Source organism: Psychrobacillus sp. FSL H8-0510 (genome assembly GCF_038008345.1).
Classification (GTDB): Bacteria; Bacillota; Bacilli; order Bacillales_A; family Planococcaceae; genus Psychrobacillus; species Psychrobacillus psychrotolerans.
Map to the genome: position 1 here is coordinate 1,993,920 of NZ_JBBOYZ010000001.1, position 21,659 is coordinate 2,015,578.

Sequence of the window (21,659 nt, forward strand, 5' to 3'; positions counted from 1 at the left end):
TAGATATCTAGAATTATCGATATTAAAAAGAAAAAAATAACGAAAATCAGATTAACTTAGATTTCCGTTCTAAAATATTCAGCTAACTGACGAATGCCTTCTTCGTCTCTTCTATAATAAGTCCACTGACCATAACGAACAGATTCCAGCAAACCTACTTTCTGCATTAAGTTTAAGTAGTGAGATACCGTAGATTGAGAAACTTTGGCTTTTTCTTGTATGTCCCCTACACATACTCCACCTTTAAAGCTAACCTCCTTTGGTATGTGAGCGCCTTGTTTAGGGAAATGCTTCTCTGGTTCTTTTAACCACTGTAAAATATTAAGACGTGTTTCGTTAGATAATGCTTTAAATACATCAATATAATCCATAAGAAATAGTATATCGATTTTTCTCGATATGTCAAATCACTATGCAAAAATAAAACCGGGAAAATATAGCATGGAAATACTTATCCAAGCTTATTTTCCTATATAATAACTCTTATTAACTTTAACGTACTGTTTGTATTTCTAAGTTATTATAAATCTGTTTTTTCTACATTTCTAATGGATAGCCAACCTATAATTATTCCTAACAAAGCTAGTGAAATGGAAACTGTCATGACTGAAGAGAATGTGAAGTTATTACTTACCGAACTTGTCAATGTCACTAAAAATATGGAAGAGACTATTGTGGCTGATGAAGATTTTCGCAACATCCCAATTAGTAATGGGATAAGACTTAAGCCTGCAGCAGCGAAAGCTATGAAAAAGCTTTTCCACACGCTATTAATGAGCTCTTGTATACTAATATCTCCTGGCAAAATATCAAAAGTGACATCCATTATATAGACAAGTCCATTCAAAAATAGTGTCGAAAACAATACGGTCATAAAAGTAAACACCATTACAATTATTAGTTTTGCGGACAAAATTTTCTTTCTACTGATAGGATACGTAAACATTAAGTCGATTGATTTATTTTTGTATTCATCAATTACTAACTTTGCAAGGATCACCGATGCGAAAATGATGAAAATTGCACTTACAACTGCAGAAATAATAGTTGAAGCCATTTCAAAATTATCAAAAGGTATTTCTTCTTCGACCTTATTCAAAAAATAAACCATACCGATAAATATAATGAACCCCAGATTAGCTACGAGCACACCTTTCCAATATTTCATCAATTTGAACTTCTTTATCTCCAAGTTAATAAGTTTAATCATGGGTTACGCCTCCATTGATCAGCTTTAAAAAATAGTCTTCTAACGTATTGTCATTTTTGTTAATAGATTCTACTAATACACCACTTAACACGAGTTTTTTGGCTATTTCACCTGGGTGTATTTCTAAGTTGTAAATACGTATTGTGGAATCATCTAGTACTTTGAAGTTAGAAATACTCAGATTTTCATTGATTACAAATGCAGCCTTTTTAACATCATTAGTTTTTAGCTCAATATACTCGGTATTTTGAAGTCTAATCTGATCCATTGATACTTCCTCTATAAGCTTTCCATTTTTAATCACCCCTATTGTATTCGCAATCTGCTCAATCTCCCCTAGGATGTGACTGGATATTAACAATGTCATTCCATAATCCTTACTTAACATTTGAAAAAGGTTTCGAAATTCCTTAATACCTTCCGGATCTAGTCCATTTATAGGCTCATCTAAAATTAGAATTTCAGGTTTCGTTACAATAGCTCTAGCTACTCCAAGTCGCTGCTTCATACCTAACGAAAAATCCTTTACGGCCTTTCCTTCATACTCTTTCAGCTTCACTAAATCTAAAGCCGACTTAATGGCATTTTTGTTATAGTAGCCCATATATTCACAGTGTAGCTCTAAATTTTCAACGGCTGTTAACTGATCATAAAAAATAGGATACTCAATAATACTTCCCATTCGTTTTAGTATCTCATAAGATGATGATGTCAATTTTTCATCAAAAATGACTACCTCGCCACTAGTTGGTTTGATCAAATTCATAATCATTCGCATGATGGTCGTTTTACCAGCACCGTTGGGACCTAAGAAGCCATAAATTTCTCCCTTTTTTACATGCAGATTCACATTGGAAACGACTGCTTTGCCTTGAAAATCTTTTGTTAGATGATTTGTTTGAATAATATAGGTCATGTTTCCCCTCCTTCTCTTATTTTCTATTGTAAACATGGAAAATCTCTTTTTTCTTAATCGTTTCTTACAAAAATCTTAAGTTGCTATGTACGGATTCAAACAACCTATTAAAAAGACAATCGTTTTAATTGGATAGTAAAGGTTGTCTGTTGAAATGGGATACTTTTTACAGATATAGTTCCGTTCATTTGTTCCACTAATCTTTTTGTAATCGTCAATCCTATTCCACTACCCTGATAGAGTTTATTTCTAGAATCCTCCATTGTATAAAGTCTTTCAAATACACGATCTTTATCGTGCTCGCTAATCCCTTTACCTTTATCAGAGACTTCTATGTATGCACAATCATCTAAACTTGTAAGTTTAAGACCTATCATCTTACCTTCTGCTCCGTAATTAATCGAATTTGAAATTAAGTTATTAAGTATACGTTCAATTGCCTCTATATTTCCCCAGACATACGTTGACTCTTCAGGGATTTCAACAGACACTTCGAATTCTTTTGTGGTAAGTATTTCATAGTATTCTAGTATTACTTTCCGACAAACCTCATTTAAATCAATTTTGGAGTTTTCATAGTTACTGTCCTCAGATTCAATTTTAACAAGTTCAAAAAATCGAGAAATTAAATCGAGTACTTCCACTGTTTTCAAATTAATTGTTTGGATTAAGGAATTCATTTTTACAGGACTAATTGTTTTATCATTTAATATAATTTCTATATATCCAAGAATAACTGTTAGAGGCGTTTTTAAATCATGAGAAACGTTTGAGAGCATCTTTCTCATCGATCTTTCTACCCCATGAAAATCCGCGACTGTTTTCTGATTATGTTCTAATAGGCTATTTATTTGTATTAATAGAGATTGAATCTGTTTATCACTCGTGTATAGTCTCAGTTTTTCATCGGTTTTGTCAGAAGTAATTTTTTGTAGCTTCTTTTCCATGTAAATGATGTCATTCTTCTTTTTTGAGCGACTTCGCAGGAAGTATATATTAAAAAATATAGAAATTGCTAATAATATTAGTGTTAAATAAGTCATGTTACCTCCCCTAATTTATAACCAATCCCCCATAATGTCTTGATATATTTGGGCTTAGAAGGTTCATCTTCAATTTTTTCTCGAAGGCGTCTTATATGTACATTGATAATATTTTCATCACCGTAATAGTCATCTTGCCAAACTAGGCTATAAACTTGAGCTTTAGTAAAAACTTGGTTAGGTTTGCTTATAAACAGTTTTAAAATACTAAACTCTTTTAAAGTTAGCTTTAAATCGACATTATTTTTTTTTACAGAAAAGTTATTCATATCAACAGTCAAATCGCCAATTGTAATTATTTCATTGCTAGGTTCATTATTTAGATCAGAAACTTTCGTATAGTGAGCTTGTCTTCTAATAATCGCATTGACCCTTGCAACTAACTCAATGATGGAAAACGGTTTTGATATATAATCATCTGCACCAAATCCAAGTCCGAGTGCTTTGTCTACATCCTCGCCCTTTGCAGACATAATTAGAATGGGAACCATACTCTTCGTTCTAATGATTTTCAAACATTCCATTCCATCTATTTTAGGGAGCATCAGATCAAGTATAATTAGAACAAAGTTGTGCGAATCTGATACTTTTAATGCTTCTTCTCCATCAAAAACTGCAGTTACGTTGTAGCCTTGTTTTGTTAAAGTCTCATTAATCATATTGCTGATATAATGATCGTCCTCTACTATCAAAATATTATTATTCAAAAAATACCATCCCCATCGTATATATTTTTTACTATTTACAGAATACCAAATATCGAGTAAATTACTTCCCTTATAGAACAAGAACTACATTAATTATTACATAAAATGCTGTTGCACTTAATAGTACAAATACTAGCTGCAAACGACAGAATGCTTTTATGGTACTTTCATTTTTCATCTCCCCAACTAAATGAGCAACTTTTAAATGGAATGGAATAAAATATAAGGAAAAAAATAAACCTACTGAAATCGTTATACAAACAATATGAATGAAAACAGGAATATTAAACTTAGAAAGTATATTCCCAATTACAAAAACAGGAATTCCTACCCAAAATCCCAATGTGACCACCAACAAGGCAATAGATATGATTAGTAGCATAAAGTTTTTCTTTATAATAAGTCTGAATGCTTTATTATACGTTGTCATTATTAATCCCTCCCACCGTATACTTTCAAAGTCCAAAACTTAAGGGGAACTCATCCTAAATAAATAAGCGTATTAGAGTTGTCTTCTCTAATACGCGCGCGATTCATTTTTTAATCATTATAGATAATATTCTATAGATGATTTCAAAATCCTTTTTGTTTTTATATTCAGTTTTAATGATCTCAATTTAACCTAATTTCTATATGGGACAATTGACACCTTTAAAGTAGATATTGACTGTGGTCATTCCTGTTTTTATTTATCCATATACCTTCATGAGATTTAAGATATGGAAGAGTTTATGAATGATGATTGTTCTTTATCAATTCAAATCTACTCAGATTTTCATAAGTAATGTTTTTATTTTCATCTTCTACTATTGTAACTCGCTCCTCTATAAATAAGACCTGTTGTAGTCCTTCTAAAATACATTTAGCAGCTAATATTAAAATAGTTAATAGAATAATAGGGATTAACGATATCCAAGGATATGAAGTCCATAGAAAACTCCACCACATTCCTAGAGTTCCAGCCCATTCACTTGATGGAGAAACTGGTCGAGATGATCCAAAAAGATCTTCTCTAAACGTAATTCCCCCTATAAATACATTTAATACTCCTAAGTGAGCCATGAGAATAAGTGACTGCATAAACTCCTTTATAAAAATAAGATATAACTTTGGAACTAAAAATGTTTTAATATGCCTAGTTATAATATGCCATGTGTTTGCTCCTAAAGTTAGAGAGCATTCAATAAATTCCATTTTGCTTATAAGTTTGACTTCGTTTGCAATTAATACAGAATTAAAAGGAATAAAAAAAACAGATAGTACTAAAATATAAATACCTATTAATTCCCATAGTGAATAAGTACTCTCTTGCATTAATATCCCTTCAAAACTTATCCAATTCAATATTAAAAATGCAAAAAGTGTCACAGGAAAATAATTAATAGAATCAGCGATATATTTAATCGGTTTCTTGAATCTCCCTAAATAAAAATGAATAAGAAAACCAAATAATATAGAAGGGACAACTCTTATAAGGGTAATAACTATCGCCGCAAATATAGTATACTTCGCACCAATGAACATCACTATGGCAATGTTTCTACCAAAGTTATCTGTACCAAGAGGTGGATAAAGTATTCCACTATAAGGTGCAGGTATTGGTCTCCCATTATTATCAAACAATAATGAAGCGGTAGGAATTCGATCATGAAAGGCAATGAAATATAAAATGCTTGCTAGCAACAAACCACTTATGGTGATAAATCCCAATAGGAATAATTTATTTTGAAAAGTTCTCTTTATCATACTCATTTACTCACCATTCCAATCTTTGCCCTGTTTTTCTATAAATAGATTCAATGAGAAACGTATAGACGATAAAAATCGGCAAATAAATCATAATAAGTGAAAATGCAATGATTTCAGGTTCTGGATAAGAAATGATGAATGTAAATATTCCATTAATATTAAATAGTTTTTCGAATATTACCATGGAAGATAACAAAATTATGATGACAGATTTACTTTGCAAAACAATACTTGGAGTTATATTTCTTAATACATAAGTGAAGAATAATTGTGTTTTATCAAATCCTATACCCCTTGCTAATTGAATATATGATTTTTCCATTTCTTCATTCACCAGGAATAGAACCACTTTATAAATCATTAAAGCAGGAATTAATGTTAAGGCGACAACTGGTAGTAAATAGGACCTATTCTGCGCCGTGGCAATAGTCGAAAACAATTGAATCCCAGTTTGTTTAAAATAGAATAATACTGAAAACTGAATAACGATAATTATGAATAGGTCGGGTAATGATTCTAAGAGCGACGCCATTTTTATAGTAAACAAGTTAATTTTTTTAGGTAATAAAGTAGTTAAATAGGCAACAACGATACCTATCATCATTGAAAAAAACAATGCAGCTAGAAAGATATAGGCAGAATACAAATAAAAATTCCAGAAGTTTGTAAATATAGAATACTCAAATCCAGTTGGCCCTGTAAACTCTAGAAGCTGTGGAAATATCAAAGATTTAATGATGAGAAGAACTATATCTATATAAGATGTTAAGTTCAGTGGTAGTCCATTCGTGAATAGTCCTACAAAGGCACTCAAAAGAATTAAACCAATAACAACACATATAAAACGACAAACATTATCCCATATCACACCGATAGAATCCCCTCAATCTCTAACAAAACCATTATATATAATTTCGATTATAAACTAAAAGACAGTATTTTCAAATAACTAATCCACTTTATTAATTGTCTGTTTATTTTCACACACTAATTCTATTGTTTTATAAAAAGCAGTTAAAAGTTAAGAAGAATAGATTAGTTTTTGAAGACATGCTTTCAGATCAATAGTAATTAAGTATGAAAATTTATTTCTTTTGTTTAATTGAATATGAAATGGGCATATAGATTGTGAGCTCATTTATATGATGCTCAAAAAAATCTTAAGGAGGAATACACAATGGCAAATAACCAAAACAATCGCAACAACAATGGAAATGGAAACATGTCTTACGAAGAAGCGGGACGTAAAGGTGGTCAAGCAACCTCCAATAATCATGATCAAGAATTCTATGAGGAAATTGGCCGTAAAGGCGGAGAAGCTTCAAGTAACCAAGGAAACGGCAATAACGACAATACAAACAATAACAAGATGAGTCGTGAAGAGGCGGGACGCAAGGGCGGAGAAGCTAGCAGCCGTAGTTCCAACAATAATTGACTACTATAAAAAGACTTAATTAGACTACTCAACCATCTGGAAATCACTTTTCGATTTCCAGATGGTTGAGTCATTTATAAAGATTTTTCTCTAATCTTTTGAAAGTGGAAAAAGAAAATGTCTCTCTTAAAACATTTCCTATTCCTTCAATTTCTTTCTGCTTTATTGTTACTTTTTTCACCATTAATAATTCTTACACTGGAAATATATTAAAACCATCTGTTTGAAAAATTCATTCATTTTAATGAATTTTTTATAAAACAGACGGTTTTTTTAATGCCATTAAATTGATTAATACATAATATAAATCTTATATACATGTCTAAATATATTTTATATCATTCTTTTTGACGTATATACATTGCATAATGCTAGTAATTAATGTATGATTATTTTAAATATAAAAGGAGGATAACATCATGGGTCTTTTTAAAAAACCAACTATAGAGGACGAACGTATTAACAATATCAAAAATAAGATCTACGCTGAAATTTATATTTTAGTTATAGTGATAAGCATGATTTCAATTGTTGTAAAGTATTTCATTTATGATTTCGGTATTGAAGGAATAGCTACGGAATTACTTATCTTGTTTTTAAGTGCAGTTTATTATATGTATCGATCAACCAGATTGGGTGTTGTTTCTGCTGAGATTGAAATGCATGATCGCAAAAGTAAATGGTCCCAGCAAAAGAAAAACTTATTCTATGGTATAACCCTAGGTATCGGTATCGCTCTGTTCTTTGGTATCAACAGTGCGGTGCAATATGCGGAGGGTGTTCCTCAGAGTATCAATTACTTTTTTGTGACTGCTCTTGGCTCTTTGATGATCTATATGCCATTTTTTCTTATTATTCTTGTAGTAGGTAATGATGTTCTCAAAAAGAAAAGTGATAAAGCCGTGAACAAAATGCTTGAAGACGATTTTGGTGATTATGATGAAAAATATTAAATTGAAAATGGCTAGGGTAGAACATGACTTATCCCAAGCAGAACTAGCAGACCAAGTAGGCGTCTCTCGTCAAACAATCGGGCTCATTGAATTGGGCAAATATAACCCCACCCTAAATCTGTGCCTAGCAATCTGTCACACACTAGGCAGAACCCTGGATGAATTATTTTGGGAAAAACCAGAATAAACAAAATATTTTTTTGCACTAGCGTGTTAACCACTAAGTAAATATTTCTTTGTGATTTAGGCAAGATACTTATTCCCTCCAAATGCATTAAAGTATACTTCTAGCTAAAATAAAAAGACTCACCCCCAAAATCTTTCTTTTGGGGGTGAGTCTTTTCACAGTAATTTCTATGAAACTGGTAAAATCAATTCGTAAATTCCATAAAAGTAAATCAACGAAAAAACCAATAGATTACAAGGGTCTTAAAGATTCAAGCGAAACTAATCATTGTTTATCCTTATTCCAATTATAAGGTTTTTTAGACCACTCATAAATCATTAAAATCAGAAAGATAATAATACAAATCATAATATTATCTATCCATCTAATTTTACCGTTTACAACTAATTGCCAAAGAGTAGATACTACAAAATACATTAAAGAGTATTCAATACTTTTCTTAAACATAAAGCCACCGCCTACTAGTCTTTTCTTGAATCTCCATCTTGAGTTGAAATATCAACAGCCCTTTTTAATTTGCCCTCACTGTTCTTTGCTAGCCCTTCTATATATCTACTTAGATTATCGATAATGAAAAAGATTGTTGCGTAAACAAATGAGATAAGTATAGCAATAAACAATACTCCTGTAGCTGTTAATGAAAAAAGGAATGCACAAAGTACGGCACATCCTAAATGTATTAAATAAGACAAACCAATATTTTTACTAAAGTTAAATGATTCATATGCTAACGAAGAAAGTATACCCACCACGAAAAGTATCGGTACTGTAACAATGCTCACAGACAATCCTATAACAAAATAAGATTCAGAAGAATAATCGAAAAAGAGCGGCACAATGAAATAGCAAATTACCGAAGTAAAAAATGCAGCAAATAATTTTCTGTCAAGCATATTCACACCACTCACTTTCTACTCTTTTCCTTTAAGAAAGATAATCCAAAGGGTTTTCGATCTTAAAAGCTTCACTTTCTTCCAGGAACTTTGTAATGATAGAGCTATGAGAACTACCAACAATCAATAGTATCCTATCGTCTTCTGAACTTACTAATCTAGTTAAATTAGAATAGATAATTAAATTTCGTTTGTACCACCAACTCAACCATTCCATACCAATATAATTATCGAAGTCTCCTATACGTGACATATTTAAATATACCTTATGTAATTGATTTAACCAGGAAGGTTCATTGAGTTCTCTATAATAATCCAAGACACTTTTATTAGTCGTAAATTCCGGAAAATATAACCCTTCAAATATTTCCTTGTAAAGTTCGGGTTGGTTTTCTTTTAACCACTTCTCCATTTCAACATAACTCAGATCAGCTTTACCCATCCAATCTACTGCATAGAGCTGTTCATGCGCAAATCTTGTAGCTATGCGAAAGCCCACTTGGTATATCTCGTTCATCTCTAGGTTATAATTCCCAAATCTGTACTGTTTATATTTAATATTTAAACTATCGTTCATATCGGCTACCATTTCAACTGCTATTTTAGTTGGTTTGAACTTCACTACTTGATTGATTAGTTCTTCCATTTCCTCTTGTCGTTTATGTGAATGTAGTTCTTCGTATTCACTCATATGAAAAGTTCCAAGCACTAAAACACTTGGCTTATTCTCTTTCACTAATACTACTCCTTTTTGGTTAGGATATTACTTATTAATGTATGTAAAGCAAACTAATCGTTTTTGGGTAAGTTATAAGGTACTGCCATCTCTATAATTTTTTTTATATGGTCTTCATTTTCTTCGATATTAACTTGATTACTTAGATATTTATTTAGTCGAAGGATTTCTGGAACCATACTAACCATTGTTTTCATAATTTGATCCGGATAACGCCCACAATCCCAGTTTTCTAAAAGAGCTAACTGTTTTTCATTTAATTTACTTCTTTTCCCCTCTATTTTTGACCAAACACCGTATGCACTATCTAAATGTTCCTCCGTCTCCAAATACCATCCATAAACAACTAGCCATCGTACTCTATCAAAATTAGATAAAGCGTAATATATTTCTCCCCTCATTACCGATCTGTATATTTCATGTATGAAAGCAAGAAGTTTTCCTCTCCAAAAAATAACTTCGTCAGATGACGGTTTATATACCTCGTATGATGATTCCTTGATGGTTTTGTTAATAATATTATTTGGATCATAGAGAACTTTATACCCTTTTAACCAGATGGAAGCTACAACTTCTGCAGGCGAATGATACCAGCTATCTACTTTTATAAAGGAATCATAATGAGTAACTACTACCGGCGAAGAAGGATTAAAGTCTTCATAAAACAGCACTTCCCCCCATTTTTTTGCTCTATGACGTTTATCCTTTATATAATCGGCTTTCCTCTCAGGGGAAACTATTATATGTATATCAATATCGGAATAATTATCATAGTTTCCCCTAGCCAAAGAACCCGCTAGATAAATAGCCAGCACATTAGAGTCAGATGTTAAATCTTTTAAAGCATTTGCCAGGAGGCTATCACGATGTCTTGGCAATGATAAATCTCTAGCTAAATGTCTACTTATAAATTCCATCCCTAATAAACAGCTCCTATTCCCCTATAAAATATTCAATATATTTAATATTATAAAAATTCGTAAAAACAAAAAAATATTAATCAAATAAGCAGCTACTTTGGTTGAACAGGGCCTAGAAATGTATTAATAGCTCAATATGTAGACTATAAATCATTGCCTTTTAGGTTTTCACAACAACTCTAAATTTATTATGTATTATTCTCATATTTAGCGAAATATGGTATTAATAATGAGCATGCAAAACTAATGCAAATACCTATTAAAACATTTATATATTCATTTTCAGAGGGCGACAAAATTAGACCGAAAATTGGTATTGGAAGTACCATAAAAGATGCTAGAAATCTTGAGGAAAAAGATATCGTATGAGCAGTCCCACATTGTTCACATTGAATTGGCTTGTAAAACCACATGATAGAATTGTAAATTTTGCCCCATTTAAACGGAAAGTTGCAGTTATTACACTTTTGCATAATATAATTCCTTTCTATTATTAACCTATTTTACTCTAGAGTTCCTTAATCAACTTCTTTCCTTTGGTTATCACGGTAAAATCACGCCTTATCCATCAAAAAATCAGAATTCAATTACATATTACTTATTTCAACACACTTTCAATAATCCCTCTTTTAAATGAGCTAATTCATTAGTCCCTTAAGAGTTAGCCATATTCAAACAATATGGGTGTTATACAGTAAAATCATCTATGATTTCAACCACTTCTATTTCTCCGTCTATTAAGAGTTCTGGTAACTCATTGTTCATATTTCCCCTCCAATATTCTCTTGCTTGTTCTATTTTTCGTGAAAAAGGAACTCCATCTTCCTTTGGTAGGAGATTTCCATCACCTTCAAAAGAATTCCCCATAACTCGAAGCTTAACTATCTGCAAAACCTTTCGATCAAAGGAAATAAATAATTCTTTCCATTTCAATACGTCTTCATATTTTTTTGTAGCATATAAACAAGACATTCTAGAAGGGTATTCTGGATATTCTTGAAGTCTTACCATTTCTACTATCACTTCTCTAATAGCTCTTATCGTCTGACCGGCATACTTAATAGCAACATTGGCATCTTCGGTATTCAAAGACATTCCTTCACTTGAATAATGTTCATGTAAGATATGAAAAAAGTCCTCTCCTTTAGAATTTAATTGCTCCTTTTCAAAAAAGAAACTATATAAGGTATTCTTTTGGTTCTTATCAAAGTTAATAATTTGTCCTATACTCATTTTTTTCCTAGTGACAATGTGATAAACATACAGTTCATTCTCTATCATAATCGCACTCCTATCTCTCATCTAAATCAATAAGTATTTTAAGTACCTATCCCTCAATCTATAAAAAAAGAGATGACTTAGAAAACTACTTTGTATTATTAATGAAATATGTATCATACGATTCTTTCAATATGTACCCTAGCTTTTCTGCTAATTTAACTGACTCAGGGTTGGCTCCATCCCAACTAGCATACTTTCCTTTATCTAGGCAATCCAATATCAAGGCGGACGCTACAATAGTCGCTAAACCTTTCTTTCGATAATAAGAATTTGTAGCTATTTCAATCTCTATACCTTCGTCATATATACTAAAAGAAGTTGCTGCCGAAACAATTTTTCCATCATGTAAAATAGCATATCCGATCCCTCTGTCTATAAAATCATCAATAGATTCAAACTGACTCACAAAGTCCTCGGAAACTTCGTGGAAAGTAGGCGCATTTACTATTTTTTTGTCCACTTTCTTTATTTCGTAGCCTTCTGGTAATGTAGACAATAGATTCTGTAAATGTGTCCTATCTAAATGCACTGGGTTCTTTTCAAATCTATACCGATCAAACTTTTCAATTTTTCCTATGTGAACAGTTTCTATACGACTTTTCCACTCTTCCATATCGACAATTACAAGACTGAAATCAGATAGATTATTTAGTAATTCTTCTGCTGCTTCTGTATTAGGGTCTCCTGCAAAGTATACAAAAATACCGACAGTTATCTGCGCAACCGTTGGATTCTCAAGGTCATCAACCCAAGCAGTTCCCATATGTCCTTGGAGATATGAAAGAACAATAGTGCTATCCATATTATTAAACATAGGTAATAACTTTTCCCTTACATAACATCGGCTTCATAAATCATTCAATTTCCCACTTTCTCATATTATATTACTAAAATTTGTGTGACTATATTATGGTGATGTCAGTTTAAGAATAGAGATGCTTAAATTGCTCGATTGTGTATAGTGATTGAATCATATGAGATTACCAATTTTCACAGATTTTCAAATTCCACACAAAATGGATGTTTGCTACTATCAAGACAGTATTCTATTCTTTGTCTAAAATTTTCAATAGTTATCATTTTCAAAGCCTGCTCGATAGGGAAAAACCCCACTTCTAAACTCTCCGGAGAAGTAGTTAAGATGCCACCAGTTGGCTTGGCTAAAAAAAGAGTATTGCAAATGGACTTATTCACATTTTGAAAAACTCCGCAGAATTTTACAACTTCAATATCAATTCCTGACTCCTCTTTAGTTTCCCTTATTGCAGCATCTGTCAGAGACTCACCTTCCTCAACTATTCCACCGGGCATTTCCCAACCCCTTATAGGACCTTTAATAAGCAGAATTTCCTTTTGTTCGTTGAGCACAATAGTTGCTGCTGAAAGAAAATGTTTAGGTGGTGTGTAAACAGACGACGTGTTTTGTTCCAAAGTCATTGCCTCCTATTCTTTGTAAATCCTACATATCATATGAGTGTCGAACATAAGTTAAACACTACTCTTCAACATCCATTTAAGGCACTGATTCAATAAATTTAACCGAGGGAATTCACTTTTACACATCCATTAACCATTTTCGTAATTTCCCTTTCGGATAGTATACTTGGCTATTTATAACAATATGTGGAATATCCGAATGCTCTTGGATTAATGACTTAGCATCTTCTTTCGATATACCCATAAAATAATGCACATCATTTTCTTTAATCAATTCATGTTCATCATCTTCATCTAAGGAATCAATAAAGTTTTTCGCAGGATTTTTAAAGTTCTTTAACCCATCTCCAATAAAATATCCCGCAACAGCAATTCCTGCGGCTAACCAAATAAAAGACCAAGTCATCGTTTCTCCTCCTAAATATAGGTCTAACTTTTAGCTACCTAAATCTATTAATAATGCTTCTGTTTTTCTTACTCTTTTCCACACGTTATGTTCTAAGAACGCAGACTTGCTTTAAATATTGAACCTATATTTTTATGTAGTTTTAGTTATTTTCATAAAAATCTGTGAACATTACAATTGAAAATTTTGTTTTATTAATTGAGCAACTTTTTCCGGACTCAAATCTGTATTATCTATTCTGATATAATTTTCATTTTTGATTTCATCTTTTTTTGAATTCAGTCTACTACTTTCCATAGTCTCTAATAAATGTTGTTCGGATTGTTTAATATTTCTTTTAGTTGGCTTATGTTCAAGCCTATGAGTAGACTGATTTCGTATTAACCTTTCCTCTACTTTAGCTTCTAATTCTACAAAATAAATATAGCTCCCTCTGATGCTACGATTTGACAAATATTTTCTATTTCATCCCAATCTTCTTTTTTATCAAAATACCATATCTTAGTAAAAATCATTCCATAACTATCACTTTTTGAGAATGACTTAAATATTTCCCGCCTAAATAGATGTGTTAATTTCCACATTTCCGGACTAAATCCAAAGAGTGGCTCCAATAAGTCAATTGTCATATGGTTATGAAATAGCTTTAAACCTGTTTCCTTAGCTAATTCTTGACCTACTGACATTTTTCCAACTGCTTGGGGTCCAAATATAAAAACAAACTTTTTCATTTTAATTTCCTCCAAAAGTATTTATCCTTTTCGAATTTTAATCTCTATCGTTATATAAAAGTCATTTTCAATGCATACAAGGAACTGCCAATACTTAATTTTTGGTTAGTTATTATATAGTTGGCACTACACTTAATGTATTCAATAGATTTTTTATTAGTTTGCCTTTAAGTTTTCCTGGTCTGCTTCTTTTAATATCCTTATATATTATTGAAATAAAATAAGATGCTAGCTATTAAACAAAAAACTCCTGTTCCTAAAACAATAGTTCCAGTTGCCAAATTATATCTATTTTTCTTTCTAAGCTTGACCATCATAAGTAGTCCTATGGTTGATGAGATAAGAAAGAGTATAAAAAAACCGATAATCACAATATACATTCACTACCTCCTTTTTTAGAGACTTTTGTTCAACTTAACTGCTCTGCTAGGATAAACAATTCGGTTTACTCCTCCTAAAAGTAAAGTTCATTGTTAATTGCACAAGTAATGAAATTTTTATAAAGACTCAACTCTCTTAAGTACACCTTCATTTTCAAGAAAAATTTGAAAGTTGCGTTCTGTATTCAGATTTTCAAGTTCCTCCTCTGAGTAATCTCTATACATTGTTTCAAAAACAAGAGTATATAAGTAACCATCTCGTGTGTCTGTTATCATTAAGGGTTGTATCGGTCCCAAAGATTCCTTTAGAATAGATGAATCAGTTACGATCTCAAAGTCAAAAGAAATTCTCTCTTCATTTGAAAGTTCTTTTTCAGACATTAATGTTACTTCATACCTTACTCCACTAAGGGGCTTATCAAACGCACTATCATTCAAGTTAACAAAAACACTATTTATTTCATTTATCTTAAATGGTACATTAAAAATTTCCTTTTCCTTCACTTTTTCATGGTCCCTTACCACTTCTACCTCAGTCTTTACTGATTGCTCCTCTTCATTGATTACTTGATCATTGATGCATCCCGATAAAAATAGTAGTCCAAGCAAAGTAAATGAACTAATATAAATCATTTTCATAGTTCTCCTCCTTTCTTTAGCAATATATTTACCCAGATATTAGTCACTTCATATACCTTTCCATTCCAAACAACAAAGGCATAAGCCCAACTTAATACGTGAACTGGGAATGTTCCTAAAAAAATAATTGAGAGAAAAGCAAATGTTATTTTCTTCAAAAATCCCCCACCTATTTTGTTATTTGTAACTCTCTAAAGTACAAGTAACTATTAAAATATTTTAGAATTGAGTTTAGAATTAGGAATTCTATTTACTTAACACAAGAAAAAGCAAGTACAATGGGAATTCGATGCCTTCTCAAAAATTCATCTTCACTACTAAAATCTTCACGCTTAGGTGTACCTTCACGTAAATCTAGAACTGAAAAGCCCGCTTGTTTAAGTGCCATAAAATAATGTTCGATTGTTCGATGATACTTAACTACTATTTGGTCGATCCACGGCTCTTTTCTTTCTCCCTCATGGAAGTAGTCATCGACAACCCAGTTACCGCGTTTATCACCAGATTCCTTACTTGCAAAAGATGACGTTGTAAGTGGATGCTGGATACTAAAAACAAATTTCCCGTTTTCTTTAAGTGTTTTGTGAACTTCTTGGAAAAGCCTATTTATGTCTGAAACGTAATGAATGGCAAATCGAGATGTTACAAGGTCGAATGCCTCTTGTGGATAATTATAAGATTCCATTGTTTCCAAGTGTATGGTCCCGTTTTGTTTCAGTATGTTAGAGCGTGCCACTTCCACCATTTGTTTCGAACCTTCTATTCCTGTGTAGTTTTTTGCTCCTAACTGTAAAAGTTCTTTACCAAAAGATGCATCACCACACCCTAAGTCTAAGATGCTACTATCTTGAAAACTCCCGATTAACTCATACATAATTGGTCCTTCAATAGCATTATTTGGGCTATCGCTTCTGTTTCTTCTAGTCATGTAATTTTTAAAAAAATCTGTTTGATCATATACGCTAGATCCTTTATACTCCATAAAACCTCACCCCTTCTTTTCCAACTTCCCAATAAAATTAACCTTTAGTTGAATTAGCTTTTGAATAAAAATTATATATACTCATCAGATTATTCTTTATACCATTTACACCTTTCCACTCGGTCCATTCTTTTGGTGTAATAAAGCCTGAAACATATGTATCAATTGTATGATTATTTTCTAACGCACTTAGTGAGCTGTTAATTAAAAATAAAATATAACGTTCTAAGGATATCAATTGTTCTCTATTCCCTATATTTCCGTGTCCCGGAACGAAAGTTATGATATCTATTTCTTTCACCTGGTTTAGGATAGATATGTATACATCCGGATTAAAAATCGGTAAGTGTAGATTCTCGGTAACTAAATCTCCCATAAATACAATCTTCTCTTCTGGCAAATACATAAACGTATCGCTTGGGGTATGACCTCCACCTAAACAATGCAATTCGACCTTCCTCTTAGAACCTTCAACAATGAGTCTTTCTTCAAAAATAACGGTAGGTAAAACTAATTTCAATCGAGGTAAGTCAACTAGTACCATTGACATTTCGTTAAACTGATTGGTCGAACTATCTTGTATTATTTGTTCTTTACTATTTTCTATTTGGAATTTAAGATTATTCAGATATTTTTTCGTCTCGTCAATCTCATTTTCTAAATTACCGATCACATTTTTTTCCATAAACAGCTTCTTGGTAAGTGAAGTAGAAATGATAGTAGTGTCTTCAAATGCTTGATTGCCAAAAACATGATCACCATGATAATGACAATTAATTAAATATTTTACCCTTTTTCCTGTAATATTTTCAGCATATCTTCTTAATTCAAATCCAGCTGATGGGGTTGAAAAAGAATCAAAAACTAACACTTCTTCTCCTAAATCAACAAAACCAGCATTACTCTATGCCCCTTTTCCAGGTTTTGCGATAGCTGCATAAACTCCTTCGTTTAAACAATTCAATATAAAAAAATCGGTTTCTGCTACTTTAGTCAAATACTGTTTCCTCCTTAATCTATATTATTCATCTCCATTTGTTTACTGTTGGTTAAAGACCAATGCAGATTATGTATAATTATTGAGTTGTTTCCTATCTCAAGTTATTTAGCTGACATAATTGATTTTCCAATACGTCTTCTATTTCCACTATACTTTCACCCACCACTCCCTTCATTATTTTTCGTTTTGATAAATTGATCATACATAATCTCTTTATAATATTGCTCATAACCTACCATTCCTAGTTCTCTTGCAGCCATAAGCTCTGCTTCTCTGTCATAAGGAACTCGTACAAAATTAATCGAATTAGTTCCATGCGAACCATCAACAATAACATAAGTAGCATCAACTAAATCTAAACCCACACTTCCTACATTACAAAGGGTACCGATTTCATAACTTCTTAATAAAGTTAGATGAATATCTCCATAAAACACAATATCTGGAGTACGCTTCGAATGATGTGAGTTGGTTTCTTCACTATTTTCAAAAAGAGACAAACACTCTGCTAATGAATGATATTCGGGTGCAATTCGTTCAAAAACACTTCTTGGTGATGCATGAAAACAACGTATCATCTTGCCATTTAGCTCAAATTCAAGATGGAAAGGTAAGGAGGCCAAGTAGTTAAAATCCTCTTCTGTTAGCTGACTTTGTGACCATTTAATAATTTCATTATCTGTCTCTTCTCGGATAAACACATCCCAATTCCCATAAATGACTTCATCACAATGCTTTCTAACAAGTTCAATACATTCCGAACCACGCGGACCTTTACCGACCAAGTCTCCTAAACAAAATATTTGATTCACACCACGGTTTTCAATATCCTTTAGCACCGATTCTAACGCAGTTAAATTACCATGAATATCTGAAATAATAGCTATTTTAGACAAACTAATTCCCCCCCTCCATTACAGTCTTATACCGCTGATTAATTTCCAGGTTGATACACAATCTTTTAGATTATTTATATTAACTGCCCTGTACATTTTATATTTTTCTACATATATAAATCATTTCATTACTCTCTCTAATTAGGGGGGAGCCTTCCCAATTTCCATAGGCATGCAATATATCTAATCCGTTTTCGATAAGCAGTCGTTCCATTTCCTTTGGATATGTATACCTCAAGCTAATATTTGTTTTTCTCTCTTCTGCCACATGGTTATCATCCATAAACTTTCTTATGGTTGTATAGTGCTGAATTTGTTCTAGCGGGTCATAATTACTAATTGTATACACATTGACTTTTTTATTTGTCAGGGTATCGGTGTAAGTTTTCCAATACTCTTCTGTAGTTGGTTGCAGTAATTCTTCCGCATTTGGAAATCTCGTTCCAAATATAAAAATGCCTTCTTGTTCTAAAAGATTATGTATAGATTTTAGGACAAGGTTTTGTTGTGCATTTGTATGGAAATGTTGAAATGAGTTCCCCACCATATATATTAATGGACTTTTTTGATCTAATTGAAGCATTGTACAATCTTGCTCCAACCATTCAATTTGTATATTTGCTTGATCTGCTTTTTTCTTCGCAAGTTCAAGCATTCCTGCATGTATGTCTACACCAATCATGTTATGTCCCTTTTGCGCTAAAGGAATCGTTATTCTTCCCGTCCCGCATGCCAAATCTAGTACTGGTCCCCCCTGTTTGATGGCCCATTCCTCAAGCATTTTCAGTTCTCCCGTATAGGTGTCATTTTCTATATCATATGAAATAGGGTCATTGTATTCTTCTAGATTATTCGACATATATATCTTCTCCCTCTTGAGACAGCCACTGTGCTATATTCACTTCAAATCCCGGATCCTTCCAAGCAGTAATAGTAGCTATTTCTCCATGTTTTCCCTTGTATTTTCGAACGAAAAGATCACCTAAAAAATAGGCCAATCTATTATATCCAAATTTTCGACCACCATTAATAGAGAACCATTCATGAAATATTTCTTCTGTAGTCAATACTTTGTAATCTTCGTTAAATGCTTGTTTAATCTTTGTAGTGTTTGCTTGAGCAAAATCATACCAGTCTTTGCCTTCATCATTATAAGAAAAATAGATAGAAGGATGCATAATATCTACTACCTGCCTTGATAAATCCGTTGCAATTCCCTCTCTGTAAAGCCAATTAAGCGGATTTGTCCATTGTACCTTGGACCAATCCATTCCCCGATTATCCGATATAATATTTTGAGCAAGATGCCCAAATTCATGAGCAACAATTACGCGTAAATGCTCTGGGTTGGGGGAAAGTTTTTCTAATGCAAACGTAATATTTGGTATTATCTGTTGATAGGTGTACGCATTCGACCCAAATCCTCCAACGATCAAATTAATATCAACGGGGAATGATATATTATATTTTTTGTTATACGCTTCTGCAATTTCTTGAATAATTGTTTGAATACTTTCATGTACTTCTTTGATCGCATTGAAATGCTGTGGATACTTTTCAATTGATTGCACATGTCTTTCCTCGGTATTTTTACAATGTCTAGTGAAATACTCCTCAAAGATTTCTGGAAATGCGGCAAAGTACTCACGTAAAGATTGGGTTGTAGCTTCATAGTTTGTGAAAAAATAAGGGACAGTATCTATTATTTTCAAACTACGTATCCTCCTCATTTATTAGCTAATAGTTGACTCAAATAATTCCATAAATGATTCTAAATTTTTCAAAACAGTTTCTCCATCTGGAACTTCTTCGAATAGCTCATTTTGTGTATATATTTTCCCTCCTTTTATCACTCTATTAATCTTTTGGGTATACTTTATATTTACTAATGGGTTTTCATCTAATATGACAATGTCTGCAATTGCTCCTTCTTTAATCACCCCGAGTTCTGGACGTTTTAAAGCTTTAGCTGCATTTATAGTTGCCGCACGAAGAGCATCTATTTCGCTCATACCAATCTCTACAAACAGTTCTAATTCACGGTGGAGCGCCATTCCGGGTATCGTGAATATTCCCGCAGGGGTATCAGTTCCAGCAACAATCTGTCCACCTAAGTCAAAGTACACTTTTGCAATCGCTTTATTCATCGTTGCTTGTCTCCCCAGACTTTCCAATGAAGCTGTATGGCTTAAAAAGTATTTCCACTGATTAACCAGTCCATCATTTTCTTCTAGCTTCGTCGTTACTTCATTTTTGGGATACCAGTAGTTCTCTAGAAGTTTCGCTTGATCCAATAACACCATTGTTGGGCAAATAATAACCTTGTTTTCGATAAGTACTTTACATACCTGTTCTATTTTTTCCAGATCGGGTTGTTCCCATTTGATAGAATTCCACACATTGGCATCGGCTTGCATTGTCCATTCTGGATACATATCTTGTAAGATTCCAGAAGCATGTTCATTCCATTGGATGCCCATTTTTGCGGCATCTATTGCCGTAACATCCTTTGAATAGACTAAATCACAGCTCACTTCTTTGTTGTATATTTTGGCTTCCTCAACAACTGCTTCCATCACCTCTTTAGGTAACCAACCATATACTTTGATGAAATCTGCTCCTGCTTCCACTTGTCTTCTTACTTCTTTTTTTGCAGCTTCAGGGCTTTCCGCATTCATACTCCAAGGACTTGTTTCACCCCATAAACCAGGTGGCCCATCAATAATACGATCAGCTGAAATAACTCGGGGGACAGGCGCTTCCATTGAGGCATGAATCATATCCTTTAACTCATGAACATTACCTCCAGTATTCCGCACAGTTGTTACACCAGAAGCAGTGAACAGCGGTGCATACCCTTCTTTTATATGTACATGCATGTCTATAAGTCCTGGTATAACCCATTTCCCTTGGAGATCTAGCACAACAACGTCCGTGTTTAACTTTTCTTCCTGTGCTTTTGTATTTTCTACACTTGCAATTCGGCCATTTTTAATCATGATGTTTTTCAACGTTATATGTCCAGTTTCCACGTCTATTACATTGGCATTTCTCAAAACCATAGTCGTATTAGTCATTCTTCTATTTCTCCCTTTTTGTATTCTTACTAATTACTATACTAATAAAGAGATAGAAAAGTTTCGTTATTCAGTTAATTT

General features: G+C 32.6%; 26 protein-coding genes and 3 pseudogenes. 3 read left to right on the top strand and 26 right to left on the bottom strand.

The annotated features are described in order from the left end of the window. Positions 1 to 56 precede the first annotated feature (56 nt). The 8 genes from MHI40_RS09935 to MHI40_RS09970 form a co-directional block, all read right to left on the bottom strand. Positions 57 to 371, bottom strand: coding sequence for an ArsR/SmtB family transcription factor (locus MHI40_RS09935; RefSeq protein ID WP_093533782.1), 315 nt, complete (start codon positions 369 to 371; stop codon positions 57 to 59). A 149-nt stretch (positions 372 to 520) separates the two neighbouring features. Then, entirely contained in the window at positions 521 to 1,210 is a 690-nt protein-coding gene (locus MHI40_RS09940) for an ABC transporter permease (protein ID WP_340762502.1), read from the bottom strand. Then, positions 1,203 to 2,126, bottom strand: coding sequence for an ABC transporter ATP-binding protein (locus MHI40_RS09945; protein WP_340762503.1), 924 nt, complete (start codon positions 2,124 to 2,126; stop codon positions 1,203 to 1,205). Before MHI40_RS09945 ends, MHI40_RS09940 begins: the two co-directional genes overlap by 8 nt. Positions 2,127 to 2,233: 107 nt before the next feature. After that, the gene (locus tag MHI40_RS09950) at positions 2,234 to 3,169 is read right to left on the bottom strand and encodes a sensor histidine kinase (protein WP_340762504.1); all 936 of its coding nucleotides are present in this window, start codon (positions 3,167 to 3,169) and stop codon (positions 2,234 to 2,236) included. Then, positions 3,166 to 3,876 (bottom strand): response regulator transcription factor, encoded by a 711-nt coding sequence (locus MHI40_RS09955; protein ID WP_340762505.1) that lies wholly within the window; start codon positions 3,874 to 3,876, stop codon positions 3,166 to 3,168. The genes MHI40_RS09950 and MHI40_RS09955 overlap by 4 nt, the downstream gene beginning before the upstream one ends. A 70-nt stretch (positions 3,877 to 3,946) precedes the next feature. Then, positions 3,947 to 4,306, bottom strand: coding sequence for a hypothetical protein (locus tag MHI40_RS09960; RefSeq protein WP_340762506.1), 360 nt, complete (start codon positions 4,304 to 4,306; stop codon positions 3,947 to 3,949). Positions 4,307 to 4,605: 299 nt separating this feature from the next. Then, positions 4,606 to 5,622, bottom strand: a complete 1,017-nt coding sequence (locus MHI40_RS09965) for a peptide ABC transporter permease (protein WP_340762507.1) — start codon at positions 5,620 to 5,622, stop codon at positions 4,606 to 4,608. 10 nt (positions 5,623 to 5,632) lie between these two features. Continuing rightward, positions 5,633 to 6,493 (bottom strand): ABC transporter permease subunit, encoded by an 861-nt coding sequence (locus tag MHI40_RS09970; protein WP_340762508.1) that lies wholly within the window; start codon positions 6,491 to 6,493, stop codon positions 5,633 to 5,635. A 309-nt stretch (positions 6,494 to 6,802) separates the two neighbouring features. Between MHI40_RS09970 and MHI40_RS09975 the strand changes: the two genes are divergently transcribed. The 3 genes from MHI40_RS09975 (at position 6,803) to MHI40_RS09985 (ending at position 8,200) form a co-directional block, all read left to right on the top strand. Further along, positions 6,803 to 7,060 carry a KGG domain-containing protein gene (locus MHI40_RS09975; RefSeq protein ID WP_340762509.1) on the top strand — a complete coding sequence of 86 codons (258 nt, stop codon included), beginning with the start codon at positions 6,803 to 6,805 and terminating at the stop codon, positions 7,058 to 7,060. A gap of 419 nt (positions 7,061 to 7,479) precedes the next feature. Further along, a complete protein-coding gene (locus MHI40_RS09980) occupies positions 7,480 to 8,013 on the top strand; it encodes a DUF6773 family protein (RefSeq protein WP_340762510.1) in 534 nt (177 codons plus the stop codon). Further along, positions 8,000 to 8,200, top strand: a complete 201-nt coding sequence (locus MHI40_RS09985; protein WP_340764468.1) for a helix-turn-helix transcriptional regulator — start codon at positions 8,000 to 8,002, stop codon at positions 8,198 to 8,200. Before MHI40_RS09980 ends, MHI40_RS09985 begins: the two co-directional genes overlap by 14 nt. Before the next feature lie 461 nt (positions 8,201 to 8,661). Here the strand turns inward: MHI40_RS09985 and MHI40_RS09990 are convergent, their stop codons facing one another. The 18 genes and pseudogenes from MHI40_RS09990 to MHI40_RS10070 form a co-directional block, all read right to left on the bottom strand. Continuing rightward, positions 8,662 to 9,108, bottom strand: a complete 447-nt coding sequence (locus MHI40_RS09990) for a hypothetical protein (protein WP_340762511.1) — start codon at positions 9,106 to 9,108, stop codon at positions 8,662 to 8,664. Between the two features lie 16 nt (positions 9,109 to 9,124). Continuing rightward, complete coding sequence (locus tag MHI40_RS09995) at positions 9,125 to 9,829, bottom strand: DUF5694 domain-containing protein (RefSeq protein ID WP_340762512.1); 705 nt, start codon at positions 9,827 to 9,829, stop codon at positions 9,125 to 9,127. Positions 9,830 to 9,882: 53 nt separating this feature from the next. Then, a complete protein-coding gene (locus MHI40_RS10000) occupies positions 9,883 to 10,746 on the bottom strand; it encodes a nucleotidyltransferase domain-containing protein (protein ID WP_340762513.1) in 864 nt (287 codons plus the stop codon). Positions 10,747 to 10,937: 191 nt separating this feature from the next. Next, on the bottom strand, positions 10,938 to 11,222 hold the full coding sequence (locus tag MHI40_RS23420; RefSeq protein ID WP_411747473.1) for a TIGR04104 family putative zinc finger protein: 285 nt from the start codon (positions 11,220 to 11,222) through the stop codon (positions 10,938 to 10,940). Between the two features lie 214 nt (positions 11,223 to 11,436). Next, positions 11,437 to 12,030 (bottom strand): DUF2441 domain-containing protein, encoded by a 594-nt coding sequence (locus MHI40_RS10005; protein ID WP_340762514.1) that lies wholly within the window; start codon positions 12,028 to 12,030, stop codon positions 11,437 to 11,439. Positions 12,031 to 12,115: 85 nt separating this feature from the next. Beyond that, a pseudogene (locus MHI40_RS10010) lies at positions 12,116 to 12,888 on the bottom strand (GNAT family N-acetyltransferase). A 132-nt stretch (positions 12,889 to 13,020) separates the two neighbouring features. Beyond that, positions 13,021 to 13,461, bottom strand: coding sequence for an NUDIX hydrolase (locus tag MHI40_RS10015; protein ID WP_340762515.1), 441 nt, complete (start codon positions 13,459 to 13,461; stop codon positions 13,021 to 13,023). A 124-nt stretch (positions 13,462 to 13,585) separates the two neighbouring features. Then, positions 13,586 to 13,873: a DNA-binding protein gene (locus MHI40_RS10020; protein ID WP_340762516.1), complete on the bottom strand. Its 288-nt coding sequence runs from the start codon at positions 13,871 to 13,873 to the stop codon at positions 13,586 to 13,588. 171 nt (positions 13,874 to 14,044) lie between these two features. Next, positions 14,045 to 14,604: pseudogene (locus MHI40_RS10025) on the bottom strand (shikimate kinase). Between the two features lie 200 nt (positions 14,605 to 14,804). After that, on the bottom strand, positions 14,805 to 14,984 hold the full coding sequence (locus tag MHI40_RS10030; protein WP_340762517.1) for a hypothetical protein: 180 nt from the start codon (positions 14,982 to 14,984) through the stop codon (positions 14,805 to 14,807). 117 nt (positions 14,985 to 15,101) lie between these two features. After that, the gene (locus tag MHI40_RS10035; protein ID WP_340762518.1) at positions 15,102 to 15,623 is read right to left on the bottom strand and encodes a hypothetical protein; all 522 of its coding nucleotides are present in this window, start codon (positions 15,621 to 15,623) and stop codon (positions 15,102 to 15,104) included. Beyond that, a complete protein-coding gene (locus MHI40_RS10040; protein WP_340762519.1) occupies positions 15,620 to 15,781 on the bottom strand; it encodes a hypothetical protein in 162 nt (53 codons plus the stop codon). Before MHI40_RS10040 ends, MHI40_RS10035 begins: the two co-directional genes overlap by 4 nt. Positions 15,782 to 15,873: 92 nt before the next feature. Continuing rightward, the gene (locus MHI40_RS10045) at positions 15,874 to 16,605 is read right to left on the bottom strand and encodes a class I SAM-dependent methyltransferase (RefSeq protein ID WP_340762520.1); all 732 of its coding nucleotides are present in this window, start codon (positions 16,603 to 16,605) and stop codon (positions 15,874 to 15,876) included. A 37-nt stretch (positions 16,606 to 16,642) separates the two neighbouring features. Then, positions 16,643 to 17,497 (bottom strand): annotated as a pseudogene (locus MHI40_RS10050) (MBL fold metallo-hydrolase); the annotation flags it as partial. 263 nt (positions 17,498 to 17,760) lie between these two features. Further along, positions 17,761 to 18,501: a metallophosphoesterase family protein gene (locus MHI40_RS10055; protein WP_340762521.1), complete on the bottom strand. Its 741-nt coding sequence runs from the start codon at positions 18,499 to 18,501 to the stop codon at positions 17,761 to 17,763. Between the two features lie 97 nt (positions 18,502 to 18,598). Further along, positions 18,599 to 19,360, bottom strand: coding sequence for a class I SAM-dependent methyltransferase (locus MHI40_RS10060; protein ID WP_340762522.1), 762 nt, complete (start codon positions 19,358 to 19,360; stop codon positions 18,599 to 18,601). After that, positions 19,350 to 20,213: a hypothetical protein gene (locus tag MHI40_RS10065; RefSeq protein ID WP_340762523.1), complete on the bottom strand. Its 864-nt coding sequence runs from the start codon at positions 20,211 to 20,213 to the stop codon at positions 19,350 to 19,352. The genes MHI40_RS10060 and MHI40_RS10065 overlap by 11 nt, the downstream gene beginning before the upstream one ends. A gap of 21 nt (positions 20,214 to 20,234) precedes the next feature. Further along, positions 20,235 to 21,578: an amidohydrolase family protein gene (locus MHI40_RS10070; protein WP_340762524.1), complete on the bottom strand. Its 1,344-nt coding sequence runs from the start codon at positions 21,576 to 21,578 to the stop codon at positions 20,235 to 20,237. Between the last annotated feature and the right edge of the window lie 81 nt (positions 21,579 to 21,659).

Coding starts and splice junctions, on each gene's coding strand:
- MHI40_RS09960 (WP_340762506.1), bottom strand. CDS start 4,306: ATGACAACGTATAATAAAGCATTCAGACTTATTATAAAGAAAAACTTT.
- MHI40_RS23420 (WP_411747473.1), bottom strand. CDS start 11,222: ATGCAAAAGTGTAATAACTGCAACTTTCCGTTTAAATGGGGCAAAATT.
- MHI40_RS10000 (WP_340762513.1), bottom strand. CDS start 10,746: ATGGAATTTATAAGTAGACATTTAGCTAGAGATTTATCATTGCCAAGA.
- MHI40_RS09985 (WP_340764468.1), top strand. CDS start 8,000: ATGAAAAATATTAAATTGAAAATGGCTAGGGTAGAACATGACTTATCC.
- MHI40_RS09980 (WP_340762510.1), top strand. CDS start 7,480: ATGGGTCTTTTTAAAAAACCAACTATAGAGGACGAACGTATTAACAAT.
- MHI40_RS09950 (WP_340762504.1), bottom strand. CDS start 3,169: ATGACTTATTTAACACTAATATTATTAGCAATTTCTATATTTTTTAAT.
- MHI40_RS10070 (WP_340762524.1), bottom strand. CDS start 21,578: ATGACTAATACGACTATGGTTTTGAGAAATGCCAATGTAATAGACGTG.
- MHI40_RS10045 (WP_340762520.1), bottom strand. CDS start 16,605: ATGGAGTATAAAGGATCTAGCGTATATGATCAAACAGATTTTTTTAAA.
- MHI40_RS09935 (WP_093533782.1), bottom strand. CDS start 371: ATGGATTATATTGATGTATTTAAAGCATTATCTAACGAAACACGTCTT.
- MHI40_RS09940 (WP_340762502.1), bottom strand. CDS start 1,210: ATGATTAAACTTATTAACTTGGAGATAAAGAAGTTCAAATTGATGAAA.
- MHI40_RS10020 (WP_340762516.1), bottom strand. CDS start 13,873: ATGACTTGGTCTTTTATTTGGTTAGCCGCAGGAATTGCTGTTGCGGGA.
- MHI40_RS10030 (WP_340762517.1), bottom strand. CDS start 14,984: ATGTATATTGTGATTATCGGTTTTTTTATACTCTTTCTTATCTCATCA.
- MHI40_RS09975 (WP_340762509.1), top strand. CDS start 6,803: ATGGCAAATAACCAAAACAATCGCAACAACAATGGAAATGGAAACATG.
- MHI40_RS09945 (WP_340762503.1), bottom strand. CDS start 2,126: ATGACCTATATTATTCAAACAAATCATCTAACAAAAGATTTTCAAGGC.
- MHI40_RS10005 (WP_340762514.1), bottom strand. CDS start 12,030: ATGATAGAGAATGAACTGTATGTTTATCACATTGTCACTAGGAAAAAA.
- MHI40_RS10035 (WP_340762518.1), bottom strand. CDS start 15,623: ATGAAAATGATTTATATTAGTTCATTTACTTTGCTTGGACTACTATTT.
- MHI40_RS10060 (WP_340762522.1), bottom strand. CDS start 19,360: ATGTCGAATAATCTAGAAGAATACAATGACCCTATTTCATATGATATA.
- MHI40_RS09965 (WP_340762507.1), bottom strand. CDS start 5,622: ATGATAAAGAGAACTTTTCAAAATAAATTATTCCTATTGGGATTTATC.